Here is a 19,950-nt window from a genome sequence, read left to right on the forward strand (position 1 = left end):
GTCGAAGACTAGCACGTGCAGACCCCGACGATACCGACCGCATCGGCATGCCGGGCGCGACGCGATAGCCTAGACACGGCTCGTACCAAGAAATTTGTATGTGCCCGCTCACGTGGACTATCGTCGTGCTTCGCACCGGGCGACGATCTCGTCCGAGGCGCGCGGATGTAGCGCAGTTGGTAGCGCATCACCTTGCCAAGGTGAGGGTCGCGGGTTCGAATCCCGTCATCCGCTCGAAGGTGCAAGTGGCGTGGACCCCAACGGTGGAGTGGCCGAGTGGTGAGGCAACGGCCTGCAAAGCCGTGCACACGGGTTCGATTCCCGTCTCCACCTCCAAGCTTTTGGTTTCCCCGGCGCGATTAGCTCAGCGGGAGAGCGCTTCCCTGACACGGAAGAGGTCACTGGTTCAATCCCAGTATCGCGCACCACATCGGTACTGCTTATCCGCCGTAGCTGGGCATCGAGACAATCTCATGTAACTGGCATGCGCGAGCGCCGAGAGGGACATCGCCGATTGCGTGGCGAGTCATGCTCGCGACGAAACCCTCCCACACCTTGAGCGTGCGACGTCGAATACGTGCCGCCTTTTCAGCGGGCGCCGGGGCCGGGACTTGCGGTTGCAGTGATGGGCGGCTCAGATTCCGACTGACTCCGGCCCCAGGGCATTCACCGGCCGGGGGCGGGCATGGGCATGTTCGGCATCGGCGACATGCTCGGCCTGTTCTCCATCGGCATTTTCATGCCTTTCATCATTGAGGCACAGCAATCCTTCGACTGGGCAGCCGGCGGGTCCGCTTTCATCATGGAGCAGCAGTCCGACTTAGCGAAGAGGAGATAGACGACGGCGATGATGACAACGATGCCGACGCCGATGCCGACGATGGCGAGGATTCGGTAAAGCCAGCGAGTCCACGTCGGGCCGGTCGGAGTTCGTGATGTGGTGGAAGCGGTGTCGGTCATCACTCCTTACCTTTCATGCGGGATAACCTCGTATTATCCGTCGGCGGCAGCCAACTAGCCAGGCCAACGCCTTACCCTGAGATTCCCGGCGCACGCTCGAGGTGTCTCGTCGTCACACCTCGTCAATCACGCCACCAAGCGTGGCGACTAGTCCGAAGGGTCGGAAGAGCCAGGAATTCCTGGCGGTTGGCAGTCCCTCTCGCGTTGTCCCACAATGGATCTGCCCCTTAGGCATGATCGGTGCAGGGATTCAAGGTCGCTCCCCACAGTGCTAGCACCTATCGGGTCCTGACAAGCCGGTCGGCAAAGAACCCTATCGAGCCGCCAGCTGATCGTTGATGTTGGTCCATTGGCCTTCGCCCTTGTGGTTGCCCATGTTTCGGCATTGGCCATCGAGGATGATCTGCCCGTAGGCGTGGTCGGACGGCATGTAGCTGATGCTGGCGGCCACGCCGTCTTTGTTCAGCGAGGCGCCGTGGTAGTGCTGTCCCGGTGGCGCCCCCTCGTTCCAGCCCTGCGCGATCATCGCCGCGCGTACTTGCTGGAAATACGCATCGGGGTCCCCGTGGATCAGGAAGCTGAGCGTGACGGTGCCCTGAAACGGCGGATCCCCTTGGTCGTTGCACGAGGCGAACGAGAATGCCCCGCTGACTCCCTCCAGCTTCGCGGCGGCGACGATCTGCTTGGCCGGCTCGATCACCTGCGCCTTGGTCTGATCGTCGCTCATGGGATGGGCCGTATCCTCGTACGGATTCGTCGATCCCGCGGCATGTGGTTTGTGTAGCACTGGCGCGCAACCTCCTAACAACACGGCGACGACCACTAGCGAACTGATCAGCGCTTGGCGCAACGGCATACGTTGTTCCTCAATGGTGGTGTTGAGCATCGAAAACATGGTTGTCGGTGATAGATCCTGGCGAGCGCTCCCACTCCGGGTCGATGACGGCGGGCGTGTGCGGGCCGATGGTGACCGGGGGCAGGCCGGGGATCCTGACCTGTACGCCACCCAACGAATGGCGATGATCGGCGGTCATGCCGTCGGCTTGTAGTTGGTCACCGTGGCCGGAGACGATGTCGGACATGCCATAGAGGGCTTCGCTGCCCCGGTGGTAGTAGTACGAGTGGTCATGGGGATTGATGCCATCGGAGCCGGGGACCTCGGCGCGGAAGCGTACCGACCCGAACCCGTCGACCGCGGGGTCGGTACCCAGGCTGGGGTTGGTGCCGAAGAAGTTCTCGCCGAAGAGCTTCTTGCTCGCGCCGTCGAGGTGACCGAGCATGCCGACCGGATCGGTGGAGGCATCCCCCACGAAGACGTGTCCACCGTCGAGGTGGAATTGTTCGGCGCTGCGGGCCATGTCGGTTCCGGGGCAGCCCAATAGCACGGCGTCGTTGGCGTGCATGTTGTGCATGGCGAAGGCGTCCGCGACGGTGGTCGAACCGTACGAGTGGCCCAACACGGTGACATGCTGGCCCGCCCCGAGGTGCGTCGCCCACAAACCGTTGACGTCCTGGGCCAGCGACGCACTGCCCGCGCGAGCCAGCGCCGGCGTGGAGATGCGCTGGACGTCATCGAATCCGTTGGGGGCGTCGTAGCCCATCCACGCGATCACCGCCGTCGGGTTATGGGGATCGGCGGCGTTAGCCTGTTCGAACAGGTTGATCGCGTCGTTGTGGCCGTCGTGTAGCCAGCCGCCTTTCACGCTGCTGCTCGTGCCCGGCACGATCACCGCGGTGTTCTTGGCGGTGTCGGGGTTGCCGATCGCGATCGCCGCACGGCCCTTGCCGCCGAATGCCGTTGGATCATAAGCGAATAGGTAGACCGGTTTCGGGTGAAGCGGGTCTCCCGCGTCGTGGTCGAGGCCTAGCTTGGTCTCGTTGGCGTTCTGGTAGCGGGTCACATCCGTGGCCGACAAACCGAACTTCGCGGGGTCGCGAAGCACGTCATCCACCGAGACACCGTTGCGGCTGGCGATGCCCCGCACGCGGTCGAGGTCCTGGTTCATCACCGTGAGGTTGGCGTCGTTGCGCGCCAGAATGGGGACGCCGTTGAGGTTGCCGATTTGGTCGGGGTGCTCGGCCATGAATCGCTGCCGCTGCTGGGGGGTCAGGGATGTCCACCAGCGGTTGACGTCCTCGGGACTGGCGTTCGGCGGGGGGATCTCGGTGTCGGCGTCAACTGGCGCCAGGATGTTCGGGACGTAGCCATCGGTGCGCAAATTGCCCAAACAGTTTTGCAGCGTGGCCGAGTAGCCGTCACGAATCGACTGCAGGTCGCCAAGAGCATCCCGGACGTCATCGGCCGCGTCGGCTTTCGCGTCGTCGATCAGCTTCTTCAGAAAGGCCTCGGTTTTCGCGTCGGGGTGGCCGTATTGCAGGTCGTGCTGCGCCGCGTCGATGATGTGGTCGAGTCCCTGCAGCGCGTGTTCCAGCGTGGAGATTCGTTGAGCTCCGGCTTTCTGCGCCTCGGCCAACGCGGCGGCGATGTTCTCCAGATCGCTACCGATTTTGGGTAACTGCTCGGATTGCGCACCCAGGGACTTGATGACCCGCTGCACTTCAGCGGAGTCGTTGATCGGGTGGTCGCCATTCTGGTGGTTCCAGGCCGCATCAAAGCGCTTCCTGGCTTGCTCAAAGGCGTGGTCGGCTTCCGCCGTGTGCCGACCCGCGCCGTGGAAGGCTTCCGCCAGACTCGAAATCTGAGCCGGGCTGCCCGCCTGCAGGCTCTGGTTGATCGCCCAGGGGTCTCCACCGGCCCGGGCGATCAGATCGGCCACGCTGAGCCACTTCAGCTGCATCGCTCCGCCCGAAAACCTAGCTGATAATTCTCCACACCAGCTATGACGCTACCCCCACCCGAGGGTCGTCCAAGTTAGCTACATCCGGCGACGCGCCGCAAGTCACTGCCGTGCTCCGCCGTGGCCGATGCCCTCCGATTCCCGGGCTCGCCCGGGTGCACTCAAACGGCCACCCGGCGCCGGGGCCTGGGGTTACGATCTGCGCACGGAGCTACAGATTCGAGGTGGCCATGCATCGCACCCGACGTTTCGTCACCACATTCATCGCGGCCATCGCGCCGATGATCGCCGTCGCCACATTCGCCGCGTCACCACCCGCCGCGGCCGACCCGATATGCGGGACGGCGGGAACGCCGCCCTGCGCGGGGCCTAGCCCGTTGACACCCGAACAGCAGTGCGCGTTCATCGCGTGGCGATCGATGATGCCGTGCAACTGGCTCGGAATGCAGGTGCCCGCCGGCACGCCGGGAAGTTGGGACAACCCACCTGCACCGCCACCCGAGCCGTAATCCTCGCTTACCAACCCCAGTCGTCATCGTCGAGGACGTCCACGGTGAGGCTGCTGTCGGCGGGTGCTTTGGTCCCGTAGGTAAAGGTGAGCAGGGTGCGGTCGTCGTCGAGGGGTTCCGTCGCGACGACGGTGGCGTGCCCGACCTTCATGCGGATCCTGTCTCCGGGCTTCAGTTCGTCAACGCGTTTCAGGGGCACGCTCAACCCATCAGCACCGGTGCAACGGGTAATTCCGCAGATACCGTGGTCATCATCGCCATCCTTTCACGGCTGGCAATGCCTCCCGCGGCCACGCAAGCGCATTCGCGGACGCGGCGGCCTCACGCGTCGGTCAGATACGCTGCGCCGCAACGGAATACCGCCCTGGCGGCGCGCTCTGGAGTAGGCGCCGAGACCCCTGGAACTATTCAGTTCTGCACGAGATCGGGGATCGGCTCCGCGTCCGTCAGCCAGTGGCGTCCGACCTGTCGTGCCGCCTCCCACTTGGGGATGCTGACCGCATCGTCCTGGCCGAGGTCCTCGGGGGTCGGGCCGATGCGCTCGGCCAGCGAGGCGAGGGCCCCGAGGTCGAAGTTGTAGACCTCGGCCGCCGCCAGGCCTAGCATCTGGCGGGTCTCCTCGACGGGAATGTCCCAGAAGGAGCGGCGCAGCCAGTCGCGGGTATGCGGCCAGGTACCCTCCGGATGGGGAAAGTCGTTGCCCCACAGTATGTTCGATACGCCGATCTCGTAGCGGCGTGCCAGCTCCCGGCGTTCGGTGGTGGTGGCCCCGATGAAGCAGTTCCGGTCGAAGTAGGCCGACGGCGGCATCGTCAGGTCGCCCTCCATCAGATGGCTCATCTTCTTGGCCGAGTGCTCACGCAAATACCGCGTGTCCATCAGCCAGAGCAGATCGTTGGCCCAGAACGCGCCGCACTCGGTGACCCCCCAGCGCAGCCCGGGGAAGCGCTCGAACACGCCCGACCACAGCGCGAACCACAGGGGCCGGGCGCCCCACCAGCGCACCTCGGTCACGTAGATGCCCAGGTGCCCGCCGTACTCCTCCTGCGGGGCGGGACCGGAATGGGTGTGGATCGGCATCTGCAGGTCCTGACAGGCGGCCCAGACCTTGTCGTAGCGACGATCGTGATACGGCGGGTAGCCGACCCAGCGCGCCGGGATCAGGATCCCGCCGCGCAGTCCGGATTCCGCCGCTCGGGTGATCTCGGCGACCGCCGCGTCGACGTCGGCCAGTATCGGCACCACCGCCACCCCGGCGCGCCGCTCGGGGCTGTGGCTGCACAGTTCGGCCAGCCAGCGGTTGTGGGCCCGCGCCCCGGCCATGGCGCGCCCCGGGTCGAGGTCGCCCGACTGGCCCAGTCCGGCGCCGAACGGGGCGCCGGCGACCCCGGTCACGGCGTCGGCGTCGGGGAAGATGACCTCGCCGACCACCCCGTCGCCGTCGAGTTCCCTGTCGCGCAGGCCGACGTCCCATCCCCCGGCGATGCCGTCGCCGTGCTCGGAGAACCACTCCTGCGCGAACTCCTCGTCGATGAATCCGCCTGCCTGCGCCGCGGCGGTCTTCTCGGCCAGGTAGGCCTCGAAGTCCTCGCGGTACTCGGGGTCGACGTACTCGCGGTACCGCTCGGTGGGGAGTTCGGCGTGGGTGTCCGCGGAGATGATGATGTAGGGGTTCACGGGCGGTCCTTCCTTACCAGGCACGGATGGGGTCGGGTTCGAAGACGGTGCTGCGCGCGTCGGCGGGCACGGTGTCCAGCGGCTCGGCGACCTCGGCCACGGTCGGGCCGATCCGCTCGACGAGCGGCGCGAGAACCTCGAGGTCGAAGCCGTACACGGTGGCCGCGTTCCCGCCCAAAATGGCCGCCACCTCCTCGGCCGGGACGCCGGAGAAGGTGTGGCGCAACGCTTCCCGCGTATAGGGGGCGGTGCCCTCGTAGTGCGGGTAGTCGCTTCCCCACATGATGCGGTCGACGCCGATGCGGTGCCGCTCGGCGCACTCGACGGGACGCATGAAACTGGCGCCGACGTAACACTGGCGGGCCCAGAATTCGCTCGGCTTGAGGCTCAGCGAGCCGGCGGTGGGCCCGGCGAACCGGGCGATCGCCGAGTTCTCCCGCCCGTATCGGGCCGCCGCCACGTCGAGCGAGTCGAGCGTCGCCGGGATCCATCCCGCGCCCTGCTCGGTGAAGACCACGGTGAGGTCCGGATGGCGATCCAGCGCGCCACTGAAGATCAAGTGCCACAACGCCCGATGCGCCCACCAGTGCGTCTCGTACACCCACACCGCGAACGAGCTGCCCCACCCGTCCGTCGGGCTCGGCCCGGCGTTGCCGCCGTGGTGGTTGACCACCAGGCCGGCCTCCGCGCACGCCGCCCAGAGCGGCTCCCAGTGCTCGGCGTAGAGCGCGGGAATGCCCGTGCCCGGGGCGATCCCGGGCAGCAGCACCCCGCCGCGCAGGCCCAGCTTGGCGATCTGCGCCACCTCGGCGATGGCCTCGTCGATGTCCGGCAGCAGGATCTGGCCCACCCCGGCGCGCCGCTCGGGCGAGGCCGAGCAGAAGTCGGCGAGCCAGCGATTGTGCGCGCGCAGGCCGGCCCAGCGCAGCTCGAGCTCGCGAGCGGTCTCGGGTGGCGGGGCGGCCAGGCTCGCCTGGGGAAAGAACGGCGGCACGGTGTTGGGGTAAATGACTTCCCCCGCAATGCCTTCGGAATCCAGGTCGGCGTTGCGACGATCGCTGTTCCAGTTGCGCTCGGCCTCGGGCTCGGTGAGATCACCGAACGGGTTGACGTATGTCTTTGCCCAGCCGTCGAATTCGTCCCGGTACTGGGGGTCGAGGTACTCGCGGTAGGCGAGCAGGTCGGCGCCGGCGTGGCAGTCGGCCGAAATGACGGTGTAGCGGTCCATGGGTCAGGCCCGCGCCGGCTCGGGCCTCGGGGCGGCGAGCAGGGCGACGTCGTCGTAGCGCTGGTGCACATAGGGCAGCAGCCACTCCTGCGGCACCCGCGCCGCGATCCGGCCCACCTGGACGGTGCGCCGCCGACACCAGGTGATCGACCTGATCTGACGAACGACGATGTCGGCCACCGGATCCAACGGCGACTCCCCCAGCTCGAGGGTGCCGTCGATGTTCTCCAGCAGCTCGTAGTGGCGGTGGTACTCGCCATGGACCAGGTGGGGGTCGGTGATGCCGCTGCCGTCGGGGGCCCGCAGGAACTTGAAGTAGAACTCGGTGTTCATCTGGTCGGGGGGCAACTCCGCCGGGCCGGTGATCTGTCCGCTCAGCCTGATGAGCGCATAGCCCAGCCGGTCCACGGTGGCGGTGACGCGATCGCCGTCACGCTCCACCTCGATGCGGGCCAATTTCTTAGGCTCGCCGAATGTTTCGCGCCCGCCGGTGACCGACTGTTCGGTGGACTGGGGCATGAAGAGCGGGTAGTCGCCCTCGACGTCGCCGTGCCGGGCGGTCACCGAGAACACCGCCGACCCGAAGGGCGCCATGCCCTCGATCCGCACCCGCTGCAGCTGGATGCGCACCAGTGGTTCGGCCGCGGGCTGCAGCGGGCGGGGCAGCACGGCCGCGACGATCTCCGGATCGGTAAGGTAGGTGACGGTCACCGCCTCGGTGGCGATGGGCGCCTTGGTGGCATCGATCTCGTGGTCCACCTGCGCCTCGGGCGGGCGAGGACCGTAGCGAATGACGTTGGTGTTCAACGCTTTCCTCCTTCACTGTTTTCGGCGTGCCGCCCGAGGACGTCGACGAGGTAGTCGGGCGCGCCGCGGGAAAGGATCGAGGCCGCCTTGGCGCTCACCACCTGATCGGCCGGGGTGGGCGGGCCCATCATCCAGAAGCGGTCCGCGCGAATCCCCTCCACCACCTGGTCGGCGACGGTCTCGAGCGGGGTGAACTCGACGTGCGCGCCGGCGGCCTCGAAGCGGGCCACGACCTTGTCCAGTGTCTGCTCGGGCGTGTGACGTTGCTGGGTCGCGGCGTAGCGCTCCGGGCGATGCCGCCACGACTCCCAGATGCCGGTGTTCAAAAAGCCGCCGGGGAACAGGACGTGCGCCCGGACGCCCTTCCCCGCCATCTCCAGGTGGGTGTAGAGGCTCTCGGTGAGGCAGAGCACTGCCGCCTTGGTCATCGGGTAGACCGCGGTGGCCGGTCCGCCCATGGCGCCCCGGGCGATCGGGGCGAACCCGCCGTTGCCCGAACAGGTGTTGACCACGTGTCCCTCGCCCTGCTCGAGCAGGAGCGGCACGAACGCCTTGATGCCGTGGATGACGCCGAGCACGTTGACGTCGATCCCCCAGCGCCAGTCGGCCAGGTCGTGCTCCCACATGTAGCCCTCGGAGACGCCGCCGGTGCCGGCGTTGTTGCACACCACGTGGACCGCGCCGAAGCGCGAGACCGCCTCCTTGGCCAGCGACTCGACCGAGGAATAGTCGGTGACGTCGGTGAGAACCCCGGCGGCCTCGATGCCCTCGTCCGCGAGCGCCCGGGTCGCCTCCTCGAGGGGTTCGGCGAGGACGTCGGCCAGCACCACCCTCATGCCCTCGCGGCCGAAACGGCGGCCCATGGCCCGGCCGATGCCCCCGGCCCCGCCGGTCACGACCGCCACCTTGCCCCGCAGGTCTTCCATTGTGGTCATGGTCACATGGTCGCTTATATCACCGCAAGCAGTCGCATTATGCGACCATTGGGGCCATGGCCCCGCGCCCCTCCCCGCAGACCGAACGGGTGGTGAACCTGTTCGAGCAGCTGGCGGGCGACGGGAGCCGCGGGATGACATTGGCCGAGGTGTCGCGCCACTTGAGCGTGCACAAGGCCAGCTGCCACTCGATGTTGTCCGAGCTACTGCGGGCCGGCTGGCTGCTGCGCGACCCGGTGCGCAAGACCTACCACCTCGGTCCCGCTCTGGTCCGGCTCGGCCGCGAGGCCGCGGGCCGCTACCCGGCGCTGGTGTTGGCCCGCTCCGCGATGGCCGAGCTGTCGGCCGCGACGGGCGCGCACTGCGTGGCCTTCTCGGTGAGCGAGGACTACTCCACCGTCGTCGATCAGGTCCGGAGCCGTCGCGGCGGCGGTCACCCGATGCCGATCGGCACCCAGTTCCCGCACCGTCCGCCGTACGGGGCGTCGACCGTTGCCTGGGCCGGTCCCGAGGTCCGGGAGCGCTGGCTGGCCGCGCTGCCGGACGACGTGCGCGATCGCTACCGCGAGGCCATCACCAATGCCCGGCGGCGTGGGTACGCGGTCGGCCTGCATCTTTTGCCCGATCTGCGCCTGCAGGAACTGGCCCTGATCGTGCGCAGTGCCGAGGTGCGGTCCACCCGACTGAGCCGGCTGGCGCAGGAATTGACCGACGAGCTGATCCACCAGGAGGAGTGGTTCCCGATCGACCTCGACGCGGACCGCACCTACGAGGTGAGCCACATCGACTCCCCGATCCTGGGCCCCGGGTCGCGCATCGCCCTGATGCTCAGCCTGGTCCCCAGCGCCGAGCCGATGAGCGGCGCGGCGGTCACCGGCCTTGGGGCGCAACTCGCTTCGGCGACCCGCCGGCTGAGCGCCGCCCTGAGCGACGAATCCGGTTAGTGCCGCTGCGGAGCCAGCCGCTTGAGGGCCAGGCCCCCTTCGAATGGTCGGTAGCCGAAGGCGGCCGGGGCGCGATATCCCGTGTCCTCGAGGGGAGTCCGCACCTCGGCGACGGTGGGCCCGATCTTGCCGGCGATCGGCGCCAGCGCTTCTAGATCGAATCGGTACAGGCGACCGGCGTTGCCGCCCAAGATCTTTCGGCAGACGTCCTCCGGCCGGTCGTGCAGGGCCCAACGAATGGCCAACGTGGAGTGGGGCGCAAAGCCCTCCTCGTGGGGATAGTCACTGCCCCACATGATGTGATCGGGGCCCATGAAGTCGATCATCTCGCCGTCGTACGGCATCAGCTCGGTGGCCAAATAGCAGTTCCGCTGGACGTATTCGCTCGGAGTCAGGGACAGCTCGTCGACCGACGATCCGCCGAACATTCCATAGGTGCGGTTGCCCGCGTCCGACTTCATGGTCGGCACCATGGCGTCGAGGACGGCGAGTTGCCCGGGCACCCAGAGCGTGCCCTGCTCGGTCGGCACGAAGCGCAGCGTCGGGTAGCGCTCGAACACCCCGGCCAGGATCAGGTGACCCAGGGTCCGCTGGGCCCACAACGCCATTTCGGTGATCAACACCGCGTTGGAGGCCGGCTGGTCCATCGGCATCTCGGGACTGCCGGCGCCCGCGTGCTGCACCACCGTGAGGTCCAATTCCGCGCACAGCGCCCAAAGTGGTTCGTAGCGGGTGTGAAACAGCGGGGCCACCTGCGAATCGCCGGGCGACACCGGCGGAATGAGCACGCCGCCAAAGCAATCCTGCTCCGCGCCCCAGCGGATCTCCTCCAGCGCCAACTCGACATCATTGGGAAAGATCTGGATCAGCCCGCGCCGCCGGGCGGGCGCCAGCGAACAGAAATCGACCTGCCACCGGTTGTGGGCCTGCACGCCGGCCCAACGCTGCTCGAACTCCGCACGCGTGCGCGGCAAGCTGATGGTGATGTTCGGGGTCGTCGGGAAGAACGGCGGAACGGTGTTGGGCAGCAGGACCTCGGCGGCCACCCCGTCGGCGTCCATCTCGGCGATCCGAAGCTCGTGGTCCCAGTTCCGGTTGGCTGTAGCGACGATCAGATCGTCGAACGGGCTGGCGTAGGCCTTGGCCCACGCATCGAACTCCTCGTGCAGGCCGGCCGGCAGGTACGGTTTGTAGTCGTAAAGGTCCGCCCCGGCGTGGGTGTCCGTCGAAATGACGACGTAGCGATCCAGCGTGTCCCAGCTTGTAGCCATCGCACCTCCAAAGGTACGTCGAGTATAGGAGAAACGGGTCGGCTCGCGAAGGGCCAACGAAACGTTCGGTCCGCGACCGGAGCAAGATGTCCTCCGTGAGTTGGACGAGGCACGACGGCAGGGCGCTCGCGGACATCAGCCTGGACGGCGAAGCGCTGCACGCCGAGCTGGAAGACTATATCCGCGTTGACAATCCGCATCTGACGGACGTTCGACTCGAGCGGGCCACCGCGAGCGAGTCGTCCGACGCCGAACCGCAGAAGCGCTGGTATGAGGTCACCTACCTGGCCGAAGACCCGGAGGGCAACCGGTAGCCGCGGGACGCGGCGGCCCATTTTCCCGCGCGCACGCCGACCGCGGCGCTAAATTCCTGTCCTGAGCGTTGCGAAGGAGTCGGCTGGTGCGGTCAATCATTGCCGTCGTCGTCGCGGTCGGTTGCGCGCTCATCGCGGCGCCGGCGGCCGCGGCCGACGACGACTTCGTCGCCCTGGCGGTGTCCGTCGGCAGCGGGCGCGCCGCCGGCTGGGGCACCGGGGGCAGCCAGGAGCAGGCAAACCGGATCGCGTTCGCCCACTGCACCGCCGAGGCCGGCGACGTCTGCGAAGTCGTGGCCGGCACGCGCAACGGCTGCGCATCGGTGGCGTTCGACCGTTCCGGCCGGTTCCAGGGCGGATCCGGCCCGGACACAACGGCATCCAATGCGGACGCCCTGGCCAAGCTGGGCGCGCCCAACGGACGAATCAAGGCCTCCCACTGCTCGTCGTGAAATCCGGGACGACGCCTCGCGCGATGCCGAGATGGACACCGCGATTTCGGCTATCGTTCACTTAAGTCGTCCTTGACTTGCCGCCGATTGGCCCGCGCATAGAGGGGAGGCCATGGCTCATCTGAGGGCCGGTTTTGCCACGTGGTCGGCCGCCTGCGCGATCGCCCTGGCCACGGGCGCGCTCGCCGGCGCGGCACCGGCGGCGGCCGACGACGACGCCGACGATGCGTTTCTCGCCGGCCTCGACAGGGGCGGGATCACGATGTTCGACGACGACGATGCGATCGCGACGGCCCATGCGGTGTGCAGCAGCATCGAAACGAACCCGAACGTATCGATGCTGGCGATCAAGCTGACCAAGCAAACGCCCATGTCGGCGAAGCAATCCGGATACTTCATCGGCCTTTCGGTGGCCAGCTACTGCCCGGAATACAAAGACGACGTCGATCCGTCGATGGGCTGGCTGATACCGCCCCCGATTCTGTGAGAGCGCAGAATCCGCTCAGCCCTGCGCCGCAGTCAGCCAGAACACCGTGCGCTCGATGCCGGGCACGATCTCGGTGACGTCGATCTCGCCCTGAGCGAATCGCGTGAGAAACCCGTACACGACGCCGGGCAGGATGAGCTCGAGGTCTTTGGCGAACCCCGGATCGGCTTGGGCCAGAATGGCTTTGGCGACCGGGACGACGGCATCGACACCGCGCTGGATGAGGCGTTTTCCCCCGGGCCCCGATCGCGCCTGGAAGTAGGAGCGCAGCATCAACGGGTGGCGTTCCCACGGCTCGAAGATGGTCCTCATCACGTGCATCAGGTCGACATAGATCGAACCGCCGGGCAGGTCCTCGATCAGCGACGGCAATCGCGCGTAGCGGTTGGCGTCCATCCAGCCTTCCAGCGCGGCGACGATGAGCTCGTCGCGCGTCGGATACCGCTTGTAGATGGTCGCCAACGAAACGCGGGCCCGTCGCGCCACCTCCCGCAGCTGCACGGCCTCGTAGCCCTCGGTGTCGAGCATTTCGACCACAATGTCCAGGATCGGATCGACCCGTGGCCCGGACGCGCTGTCCACGGTCTGTATTCGGGGCCCTGTCGTCTTCACAGTAACCATGTTACTGTGCGCACGTGAGTAACGGCGTTACTCCGGCCCGATCTGGGCCGATGACCAAGAAAAGAGGAAACGCGCCGTGGGTTCGTTAGATGGCAAAGTCGCCTTCATCACCGGGGTGGCCCGCGGCCAGGGCCGCAGCCACGCGGTGCGGCTCGCCCGCGAGGGCGCCAACATCATCGGGATCGACATCTGCGCCGACATCCCCGCCAACGGATATCCGATGGCCTCCCGCCAGGAACTGGACGAGACCGTCGCCCTCGTCGAAGAGGCCGGCGGAAAGATGCTGGGCACCGTCGCCGATGTGCGCGACTTCGAGCAGGTCAAGACCGCGATGGATAGCGGCGTCGAGCACTTCGGCCGCCTGGACATCGTGTTGGCCAACGCCGGGATCGCGCCATTGGCGTTCCGCGAGTTGAGCATTGAGGAGGAACTGGCGCAGTGGCGCGCGGTCACCGGCGTCAACCTCGACGGCGCCTACCACACGGCGTGGGCGGCCGTTCCGCACCTGCTGTCCGGCAATCGCGGCGGGGTGATCATCTTCACCAGCTCGACGGCGGGCATCAAAGGTTTCGGCGGCCTGCAGGGCGGCGGCCTGGGCTACGCGGCGTCCAAACACGGCATCGTCGGCCTGATGCGTACGCTGGCCAATGCGCTTGCGCCGCTGAACATTCGGGTGAACACCGTGCACCCGACCGCGGTCAACACCATGATGGCGACCAATGACGACATGACCGACTTCCTGGAGAAGAATCCCGGCGCCGGCCCCCATCTGCAAAACCCGATGCCCGTCGGCATGCTGGAACCCGAAGACGTCAGCGCCGCCATCGCCTACCTGGTCTCCGACGAGGCGAAGTACGTGACCGGCGTGACCTTCCCCGTCGATGCCGGCTTCTGCAACAAGGTCTGATAGCCCGTGACAACGAACGACGCAACGGGCCGGGTCGCCGGCAAACGGATCCTGATCACCGGGGCCGCGCGCGGCATGGGACGCTCGCACGCGGTGCGGCTGGCCGAGGAGGGCGCCGACTGCGTCCTCGTCGACATCTGTTCCACCCCAGCGGGTTTGGAATACCCGCTGGCCACCGAGGACGACCTGAACGAGACCGCGAACCTGGTCGAGAAACACGGCCGCCGGGCGATCACCGCGGTCGTCGACGTGCGCGACGAGGCCGCCATGAAAGCGGCGGTCGACGCGGCCGCCGGCGAACTCGGCGGGCTCGACGGTGCGGTCGCCAACGCCGGCGTGCTCACCGTCGGCACCTGGGACACCACCACCGCCGAGCAGTGGCGGCTGGTCGTCGATGTCAACCTCATCGGGGCCTGGAACACCTGCGCGGCCGCGCTGCCCCACCTCGTCGCGCGCGGCGGCGGGAGCCTGGTCAACATCAGTTCCTCGGCCGGCATCAAGGGGACCCCGCTGCACGTGCCCTACACGGCCTCCAAGCACGGCATCGTGGGGATGACGCTCGCGCTGGCCAACGAGCTTGCCGCACAGAACATTCGGGTCAACACCGTGCACCCCACCGGCGTGGCGACCGGCATGGCGCCCCCGACGATGCACACGTTGATCGCCGAGCAGCGGCCCGACCTGGTGCCCATCTTCCTCAACGCGCTGCCCGCGCCGCTGATCGAGGCGGCCGATGTGAGCAACGCGGTGCTCTACCTCCTCTCCGATGAATCCCGTTATGTCACGGGGCTTGAGCTGAAAGTGGACGCCGGTGTCACCATCAGATAGTGCTTTGACGGACGACGGTGCGCGACGTGAACGGGGGGTGCGCACCTTCGCCGAGGTGATGACGGTCGACCCGCCCGGCGATCGGGGACCCTTCACCGCAGGGCTGATCGACTTCGTCTTCGGGGAGGTGTGGTCGCGGCCCGGGCTCAGCCGCCGCGATCGACGGTTCGTGACGCTGGCCTGCGTCGCGGCCGCCGACGCGCAGGCCCCGCTCGAGCAGCACGTCTATGCGGCGTTGAACAGCGGTGACCTCACCATCACCGAAATGCGGGAAACGGTCCTGCATTTCGCCGTCTACGCCGGCTGGCCGAAGGCCTCGCGGTTCAACATCGCCGTGGACCAGGAGTGGGCCAGGATCGCCGAGGAACGCGGCGAGGCACCCCCTCCCCCGGAACCGTTGCTGCCGCTGGTCACCGCCAGCGACCCCGAGCAGCGGCTGCAGGGCGGCGAAGCATCGTTCAAGGAGATCAACTGCCTGCCGTTCGCGCCGATGCGCGACAACCCCTACTCGGGCGCGGGCATTCTGAACTTCGTCTTCGGCGAGATGTGGCTGCGGCCCGGCTTGGGCATGAAGGAACGCCGCCTCATCACGGTGGCCTGCGTCGCATTCCAGGACGCCGAAATCCCGATCATCTCCCACGTGTACGCGGCGCTGAAGAGCGGCGACGTCTCGTTCGAGGAGATGGACGAATTGGCGCTGCAGTTCGCGGCGTACTACGGCTGCGCCAAGGCGGACTACCTCAACCAGGTGATCGCGGAGCAGAAGCAGCGGGTGACGGCCGAAAACCGGGCCGATCCCGCGACCGTCGGCTGACACGACAACGGAGGACACTGCCATGACGGCAACCGCGTCGTCACCGACGCTCTCGGGTGCGTTACTCATTGGCGGGGAACGCATTACCGCGGCATCCGGCGGAACCTACCGCCACGTCTACCCGGGCACCGGCCTGCCCAACGCGTCCATACCCCTGGCCGGCCGAAGCGAGGTCGATCGGGCCGTCGACAGCGCGTGGGACGCGCACCGGGAATGGATGTCCTACCCCGTCGATCGCCGCCGCGACCTGTTGTTCGCGCTGGCCGATGTGGTGCGCGACCACTTCGCCGAGCTGAGCGAGCTCAACGTGCACGACTACGGCGTCCCGATCGCGGTCGCCGGCAACTCCGTACTGACGGAGCGGTTCCTGCGCTACTACGCCGGCTACGTCGACAAGTCGCACGGCGCAAGCACTCCCGTCGCCGGCGCGTTCGACGTCAACATCGTCGAGCGCGAACCGTACGGCGTCGTCGGCGTCCTGGCCCCGTGGAACGGGCCGCTGGTCGTGGTCGGCGCGGCCGTGGCCCCCGCCCTGGCGGCGGGAAACGCCGTCATCCTCAAACCCTCGGAGGTTGCGTCGTTGGCGCCCTTGCGCTTTGGCGAACTCTGCCTGGAAGCGGGCCTGCCGCCCGGGTTGGTGAACGTGGTGCCGGCCGGCCCGGAGGGCGGCGACGCCCTGGTGCGTCACCCGGGAGTCCGCAAGATCCACTTCACCGGCGGACAGGCGACCGCGCAGAAGGTGCTGCAGGCCGCATCGCACAACCTCACACCCGTGACAGCCGAATTGGGCGGCAAGTCGGCGTATCTCGTGTTCGCCGACGCCGACCTCGACATGGCCGCCGTCATCGCGGCCCACCAGGGGCCCATCACCCAGGCCGGCCAAAGTTGCGCCTGCGCCTCGCGGATCCTCGTCCAGGCGTCGGTGTACACGGCGTTCGTGGAGAAGCTCGTGGCGACCGTGCGGGCCGCGAAGGTCGGGGATCCGCTGCAGCCCGACGTCATGCTCGGGCCCGTCGTCAGCGAAGCCGCCGCCGAGCGCATCCTCGGTGTCATCGACCAGGCGGTCAGCGAGAAGGCCGGTGACCTGATCACCGGCGGGCACCGGCTGGGCGGTGAACTCGAGTCCGGCTATTTCATCGAGCCGACGATCTTCGCCAACGTCGACAACCGCTCGGCGCTGGCGCAGACCGAGACATTCGGGCCGGTGGCTTCCGTCATGCCGTTCGGCGACGAGGACGAGGCGGTCAGGATCGCCAACGATTCGCGCTACGGCCTCAACGCCTTCGTGGCGACCTCCGACCTGGAGCGGGCACACCGGGTGGCCCGCCGGCTGGAGGCGGGTTCGGTGTGGGTGAACAGGCACAGCGACATCGCGCCCCAAGGCCCCTACGGCGGATACAAACAAAGCGGGTTCGGCCGCACCGGCGGCATCGAAGGCCTTTATGACTTTCTGCAGGTGAAGAACATCCGCATCGGCATGAGCTGACGCACAGAGTTCCGAAACACGGTGTCCATCAGGTATTTCCGCTAGTGGCGTACAGTCGCGTTCATGAATTTGGTCGAGTGGCTGCGGACCCCCCGCTACTTGCGGACACGCTTCATGATGGAAACGCGGCCCCTGAACAGCCTCGAGATGGAGATCGTGTTCCTCGAGGTCTCCGCCCGCGACGCGCTGGTGCGCGTACCCGTGGCGTTCATGCTCCTGCCGAAGACCGTCCGCCCGTGGCGTGATCAACCGTCCAAGCCGGAGCAGGACAAGTAGGGCGCGGCCCTCGTCTGCCGTAAACCCTTGGGAGCCGCCGCCGCATCGGGCATGCTGACTCCTATGCATGCGATCAACGGGGTCCGTGACCCGGCGGCAGGTTTTCCCCTCGACACCGCGGCGGACGACGCCGGCGAGCGCCGGCAGGCCAACCGTGCGGTCGCCGTCAGCGCCGTCGGGCTGGCGTTGACCGGCCTGGTGGAACTGGTCATCGCGCTGTTGTCCGGTTCGGTGGCGCTGCTCGGCGATGCGCTGCACAACCTGTCCGACGTCTCCACCAGTGCCCTGGTGTTCGTCGGGTTCCGCGCCTCGCGCAAGGTCCCCACCGAGCGGTACCCCTACGGCTACGAACGCGCCGAGGACCTCGCCGGCATCGGGGTGGCCCTGGTGATCTGGGGCAGCGCCGTGGTCGCCGGCTTCGAGAGCGTCACCAAGTTGCTCCGTCACGGCGGCACCGGCTACGTGGGCTGGGGCATCGCCGCGGCCGTCGTGGGCGTCGCCGGCAACCAGCTGGTGGCCCGCTACAAACTGGTGGTAGGCAAGCGAATTCGGTCGGCCACCATGGTCGCCGACGCCAAGCACTCCTGGCTCGACGCGTTGTCGTCGGCCGGGGCGGTGCTGGGGCTGATCGGCGTGGCACTCGGCTGGGGCTGGGCCGACGCGGTCGCCGGAATCGTCGTCACCGGGTTCATCTGCCACGTCGGCTGGGAGGTCACCGCCGACATCGCGCATCGCCTGCTCGACGGCGTCGACCCCGACATCATCACCACCGCCGAGGCCGTCGCCGCCTCGGTGCCCGGCGTGACGCACGCGCACGCCCGGGCCCGATGGACCGGCCGGACCCTGCGCGTGGAAGTGGAAGGGTTCCTGAACGCGGACACGTCGCTGGCCGCGTCCGATCAGATCGGTCGCAGCGTCGCCGCGGCCCTGGCGCCGCGGATCCCGGAGATGCAGAGCTTCACGTGGACGGCGCGCGCGGCCTGACCGGGCGGCTCAGTTGCCGGCGGCGCCTTCGGGCTTGGGCCCGCGGTCCTCGCCGGTGATGTACTTCGGGCAGTAGTGGGCGGCCGAGAGGAAGGTGAACTTGGCCGCGCTGGCGCCCTGGAAGGTCGGGTTCTGGTTGCGCAGGTCCGTCACGATCTTCGCGTCCGACTGGCCGTCGTCGAGCAGCTCACACACCGACTTGCCGATGGTGATCGCGTTGCCGGCGTCCTGGTAGGTGATGCCGGCGTCGCGCAGGTCCTTGAGGAAATCCTGATCGTTGTCGACGTCCGCGTGAGCCGGGACGGCCAGGCCGAGCGCGGCGACGACGCTGCAAAGCGCGAGGAGAAATCGCATCATCGCGGGGCGTTCGTGACCGCCGTGATCGCGTTCGGGCAGTACGTGTTGGCGGCAATGGCCGCGAACTGGTTGGCCTTGTCCTCGTTCAGCGCGGAGTTCTTGGCCAACAGCGTCTTGACCACGTCGGGCATCTGCGTGCCCTGGCCGACGGTGTCGCACACCCACTTGCCAGCTCCCACCGCCTTGTCGGAATCGGCAAAGGTGATGCCGGCCGCGCGCAGTGACGCGATGAACGCTTCGTCGGTGCCGTCGACGCCGTCAACGGGGTCGGCGTGCGCCGAAGCGGCCAGGCCGATCGTGACGGCGAGGCCGGACAGGGCGAGCAGGAGCTTCATGGCTTACGGATTCTCCCAGAGGGAACGCCCGCGCGCATCTCCTGCCGAAGCCGTCAACCCCCGGTTGACACCCGGGCTGCGTCAACCTAGCGTTGACGACATGTCCGAGCCCATCCGCATCGCGTATCCGATCCGCCTCGACGAGTTGATCACCGCGATCAAGACCACCCACCCCGACGTGCTGGATCAGCTGACCGACGCCGTGCTGGCCGCCGAGCACCTGGGCGAGATCTCCGACCATCTGATCGGCCACTTCGTGGACCAGGCCCGCCGCTCCGGAGCCTCGTGGACCGACATCGGCAAGAGCATGGGCGTCACCAAACAGGCCGCCCAGAAACGATTCGTCCCCCGCGCCGAGGCCACCACCCTGGACCCGGAGCAAGGCTTCGCGCGGTTCACGCCGCGGGCGCGTGGCGCGGTGGTGGCGGCCCAGAACGCCGCGCACGAGGCCGGTAACGGCGAGATCACCCCCGACCACCTGCTGATCGGGGTGCTCGCCGATGCGGCCGCGCTCGCCACGGTGTTGCTGCGCCTGCAAAAGATCGACACCGAGGCGCTACGCGACGCCGCGGCCGCGTCGATCGCCGCGCTGCGCGTGGAAGACCAACCGCCCGAACTCATCCCGTTCAGCGGGCCGGCGCGCAAAGCGCTCGAGTTGACCGTGCGCGAGGCGCTTCGGCTCGGCCACAACTACGTCGGCACCGAGCACCAGCTGCTGGCGTTGCTCGAGCTGGAGGCCGCCTCCTCCACCCCGGGGCCGCTGCACCGGTGCGGCGTCGACAAGGACCGGCTCGAGGCGGATCTGATCGCGGCGCTGGAATCGCTCGGTGGCGGGAAACCCGTTGTCCCGGACGGCGGCGGTGACGGCTGACGGCCGCGGCCGACCCCTCCCTCGGGCGCTACCGCGTGTGCGATCATGCGAGGGTCCCCGCAACGGTGCCAAGGAGGCAAGACATGGCG

24 protein-coding genes and 3 tRNA genes are annotated in these 19,950 nt (G+C 67.8%); 15 read left to right on the forward strand and 12 right to left on the reverse strand.

All coding sequences use genetic code 11. From position 1 onward, the window contains the following. The first annotated feature begins 161 nt into the window (after positions 1-161). From W7U_RS12590 to W7U_RS12600, 3 genes are all read left to right on the forward strand, one after another. Positions 162-234: transfer RNA gene (locus tag W7U_RS12590), tRNA-Gly, on the forward strand. 28 nt (positions 235-262) lie between these two features. Next, positions 263-336, forward strand: a tRNA-Cys gene (locus W7U_RS12595). Between the two features lie 17 nt (positions 337-353). Further along, a tRNA-Val gene (locus W7U_RS12600) sits at positions 354-428 on the forward strand. Positions 429-666: 238 nt separating this feature from the next. Here W7U_RS12600 and W7U_RS26465 read toward each other — a convergent pair. The 3 genes from W7U_RS26465 to W7U_RS12610 all read right to left on the reverse strand — a co-directional run bounded on the left by W7U_RS26465 (position 667) and on the right by W7U_RS12610 (position 3,758). Next, positions 667-960: a hypothetical protein gene (locus W7U_RS26465; RefSeq protein ID WP_162494287.1), complete on the reverse strand. Its 294-nt coding sequence runs from the start codon at positions 958-960 to the stop codon at positions 667-669. Positions 961-1,273: 313 nt separating this feature from the next. Further along, entirely contained in the window at positions 1,274-1,846 is a 573-nt protein-coding gene (locus W7U_RS12605) for a hypothetical protein (protein WP_026071302.1), read from the reverse strand. Next, entirely contained in the window at positions 1,827-3,758 is a 1,932-nt protein-coding gene (locus W7U_RS12610; protein WP_008258451.1) for an alpha/beta hydrolase, read from the reverse strand. The genes W7U_RS12605 and W7U_RS12610 overlap by 20 nt, the downstream gene beginning before the upstream one ends. Positions 3,759-3,982: 224 nt before the next feature. On the opposite strand from W7U_RS12610, the gene W7U_RS26970 reads away from it, so the two are divergent. Beyond that, the gene (locus W7U_RS26970; protein WP_196771124.1) at positions 3,983-4,267 is read left to right on the forward strand and encodes a hypothetical protein; all 285 of its coding nucleotides are present in this window, start codon (positions 3,983-3,985) and stop codon (positions 4,265-4,267) included. Positions 4,268-4,274: 7 nt separating this feature from the next. Here W7U_RS26970 and W7U_RS26470 read toward each other — a convergent pair whose 3' ends face one another. The 5 genes from W7U_RS26470 to W7U_RS12635 form a co-directional block, all read right to left on the reverse strand. After that, complete coding sequence (locus W7U_RS26470) at positions 4,275-4,418, reverse strand: hypothetical protein (protein ID WP_014382892.1); 144 nt, start codon at positions 4,416-4,418, stop codon at positions 4,275-4,277. Positions 4,419-4,675: 257 nt separating this feature from the next. Next, on the reverse strand, positions 4,676-5,944 hold the full coding sequence (locus W7U_RS12620; protein WP_008258454.1) for an amidohydrolase family protein: 1,269 nt from the start codon (positions 5,942-5,944) through the stop codon (positions 4,676-4,678). 13 nt (positions 5,945-5,957) lie between these two features. After that, on the reverse strand, positions 5,958-7,172 hold the full coding sequence (locus W7U_RS12625) for an amidohydrolase family protein (RefSeq protein WP_008258455.1): 1,215 nt from the start codon (positions 7,170-7,172) through the stop codon (positions 5,958-5,960). Between the two features lie 3 nt (positions 7,173-7,175). Continuing rightward, positions 7,176-7,979: an acetoacetate decarboxylase family protein gene (locus tag W7U_RS12630; RefSeq protein ID WP_008258456.1), complete on the reverse strand. Its 804-nt coding sequence runs from the start codon at positions 7,977-7,979 to the stop codon at positions 7,176-7,178. Then, positions 7,976-8,905, reverse strand: coding sequence for an SDR family NAD(P)-dependent oxidoreductase (locus W7U_RS12635; protein WP_008258457.1), 930 nt, complete (start codon positions 8,903-8,905; stop codon positions 7,976-7,978). The genes W7U_RS12630 and W7U_RS12635 overlap by 4 nt, the downstream gene beginning before the upstream one ends. 65 nt (positions 8,906-8,970) lie before the next feature. On the opposite strand from W7U_RS12635, the gene W7U_RS12640 reads away from it, so the two are divergent. Continuing rightward, entirely contained in the window at positions 8,971-9,858 is an 888-nt protein-coding gene (locus W7U_RS12640) for a helix-turn-helix domain-containing protein (protein WP_008258464.1), read from the forward strand. Here W7U_RS12640 and W7U_RS12645 read toward each other — a convergent pair. Further along, on the reverse strand, positions 9,855-11,129 hold the full coding sequence (locus W7U_RS12645) for an amidohydrolase family protein (RefSeq protein WP_008258467.1): 1,275 nt from the start codon (positions 11,127-11,129) through the stop codon (positions 9,855-9,857). The two genes, W7U_RS12640 and W7U_RS12645, sit on opposite strands and share 4 nt — an antisense overlap. Before the next feature lie 95 nt (positions 11,130-11,224). Here W7U_RS12645 and W7U_RS12650 point away from each other — a divergent pair, with 95 nt between their 5' ends. The 3 genes from W7U_RS12650 to W7U_RS12660 all read left to right on the forward strand — a co-directional run bounded on the left by W7U_RS12650 (position 11,225) and on the right by W7U_RS12660 (position 12,382). Continuing rightward, positions 11,225-11,443 (forward strand): hypothetical protein, encoded by a 219-nt coding sequence (locus W7U_RS12650; protein ID WP_020823085.1) that lies wholly within the window; start codon positions 11,225-11,227, stop codon positions 11,441-11,443. A gap of 86 nt (positions 11,444-11,529) precedes the next feature. After that, positions 11,530-11,895, forward strand: a complete 366-nt coding sequence (locus W7U_RS12655; protein WP_008258471.1) for a DUF4189 domain-containing protein — start codon at positions 11,530-11,532, stop codon at positions 11,893-11,895. Between the two features lie 112 nt (positions 11,896-12,007). Continuing rightward, positions 12,008-12,382 carry a DUF732 domain-containing protein gene (locus W7U_RS12660; RefSeq protein ID WP_008258472.1) on the forward strand — a complete coding sequence of 125 codons (375 nt, stop codon included), beginning with the start codon at positions 12,008-12,010 and terminating at the stop codon, positions 12,380-12,382. A gap of 15 nt (positions 12,383-12,397) precedes the next feature. Here the strand turns inward: W7U_RS12660 and W7U_RS12665 are convergent, their stop codons facing one another. Next, on the reverse strand, positions 12,398-12,964 hold the full coding sequence (locus W7U_RS12665) for a TetR/AcrR family transcriptional regulator (protein WP_008258473.1): 567 nt from the start codon (positions 12,962-12,964) through the stop codon (positions 12,398-12,400). 115 nt (positions 12,965-13,079) lie between these two features. Between W7U_RS12665 and W7U_RS12670 the strand changes: the two genes are divergently transcribed. The 6 genes from W7U_RS12670 (at position 13,080) to W7U_RS12695 (ending at position 18,298) form a co-directional block, all read left to right on the forward strand. After that, positions 13,080-13,910: a mycofactocin-coupled SDR family oxidoreductase gene (locus W7U_RS12670; protein ID WP_008258475.1), complete on the forward strand. Its 831-nt coding sequence runs from the start codon at positions 13,080-13,082 to the stop codon at positions 13,908-13,910. A 6-nt stretch (positions 13,911-13,916) separates the two neighbouring features. Further along, on the forward strand, positions 13,917-14,738 hold the full coding sequence (locus W7U_RS12675) for a mycofactocin-coupled SDR family oxidoreductase (protein WP_008258477.1): 822 nt from the start codon (positions 13,917-13,919) through the stop codon (positions 14,736-14,738). Continuing rightward, positions 14,722-15,552 carry a carboxymuconolactone decarboxylase family protein gene (locus W7U_RS12680; RefSeq protein WP_170320574.1) on the forward strand — a complete coding sequence of 277 codons (831 nt, stop codon included), beginning with the start codon at positions 14,722-14,724 and terminating at the stop codon, positions 15,550-15,552. The genes W7U_RS12675 and W7U_RS12680 overlap by 17 nt, the downstream gene beginning before the upstream one ends. Before the next feature lie 22 nt (positions 15,553-15,574). Then, entirely contained in the window at positions 15,575-17,038 is a 1,464-nt protein-coding gene (locus W7U_RS12685; RefSeq protein WP_008258481.1) for an aldehyde dehydrogenase family protein, read from the forward strand. A gap of 63 nt (positions 17,039-17,101) precedes the next feature. After that, positions 17,102-17,314: a hypothetical protein gene (locus tag W7U_RS12690; protein WP_008258482.1), complete on the forward strand. Its 213-nt coding sequence runs from the start codon at positions 17,102-17,104 to the stop codon at positions 17,312-17,314. A 63-nt stretch (positions 17,315-17,377) separates the two neighbouring features. Then, positions 17,378-18,298: a cation diffusion facilitator family transporter gene (locus W7U_RS12695; protein WP_008258485.1), complete on the forward strand. Its 921-nt coding sequence runs from the start codon at positions 17,378-17,380 to the stop codon at positions 18,296-18,298. A 9-nt stretch (positions 18,299-18,307) separates the two neighbouring features. On the opposite strand, the gene W7U_RS12700 is transcribed toward W7U_RS12695, so the two are convergent. After that, on the reverse strand, positions 18,308-18,652 hold the full coding sequence (locus W7U_RS12700) for a DUF732 domain-containing protein (RefSeq protein WP_008258486.1): 345 nt from the start codon (positions 18,650-18,652) through the stop codon (positions 18,308-18,310). Further along, positions 18,652-18,990: a DUF732 domain-containing protein gene (locus tag W7U_RS12705; protein WP_008258488.1), complete on the reverse strand. Its 339-nt coding sequence runs from the start codon at positions 18,988-18,990 to the stop codon at positions 18,652-18,654. The genes W7U_RS12700 and W7U_RS12705 overlap by 1 nt, the downstream gene beginning before the upstream one ends. A 100-nt stretch (positions 18,991-19,090) precedes the next feature. On the opposite strand from W7U_RS12705, the gene W7U_RS12710 reads away from it, so the two are divergent. Continuing rightward, the gene (locus W7U_RS12710) at positions 19,091-19,861 is read left to right on the forward strand and encodes a Clp protease N-terminal domain-containing protein (RefSeq protein WP_008258490.1); all 771 of its coding nucleotides are present in this window, start codon (positions 19,091-19,093) and stop codon (positions 19,859-19,861) included. The last annotated feature ends 89 nt before the right edge of the window (positions 19,862-19,950 follow it).

The organism is Mycobacterium sp. H4Y (genome assembly GCF_000364405.1).
GTDB lineage: Bacteria > Actinomycetota > Actinomycetes > Mycobacteriales > Mycobacteriaceae > Mycobacterium > Mycobacterium intracellulare.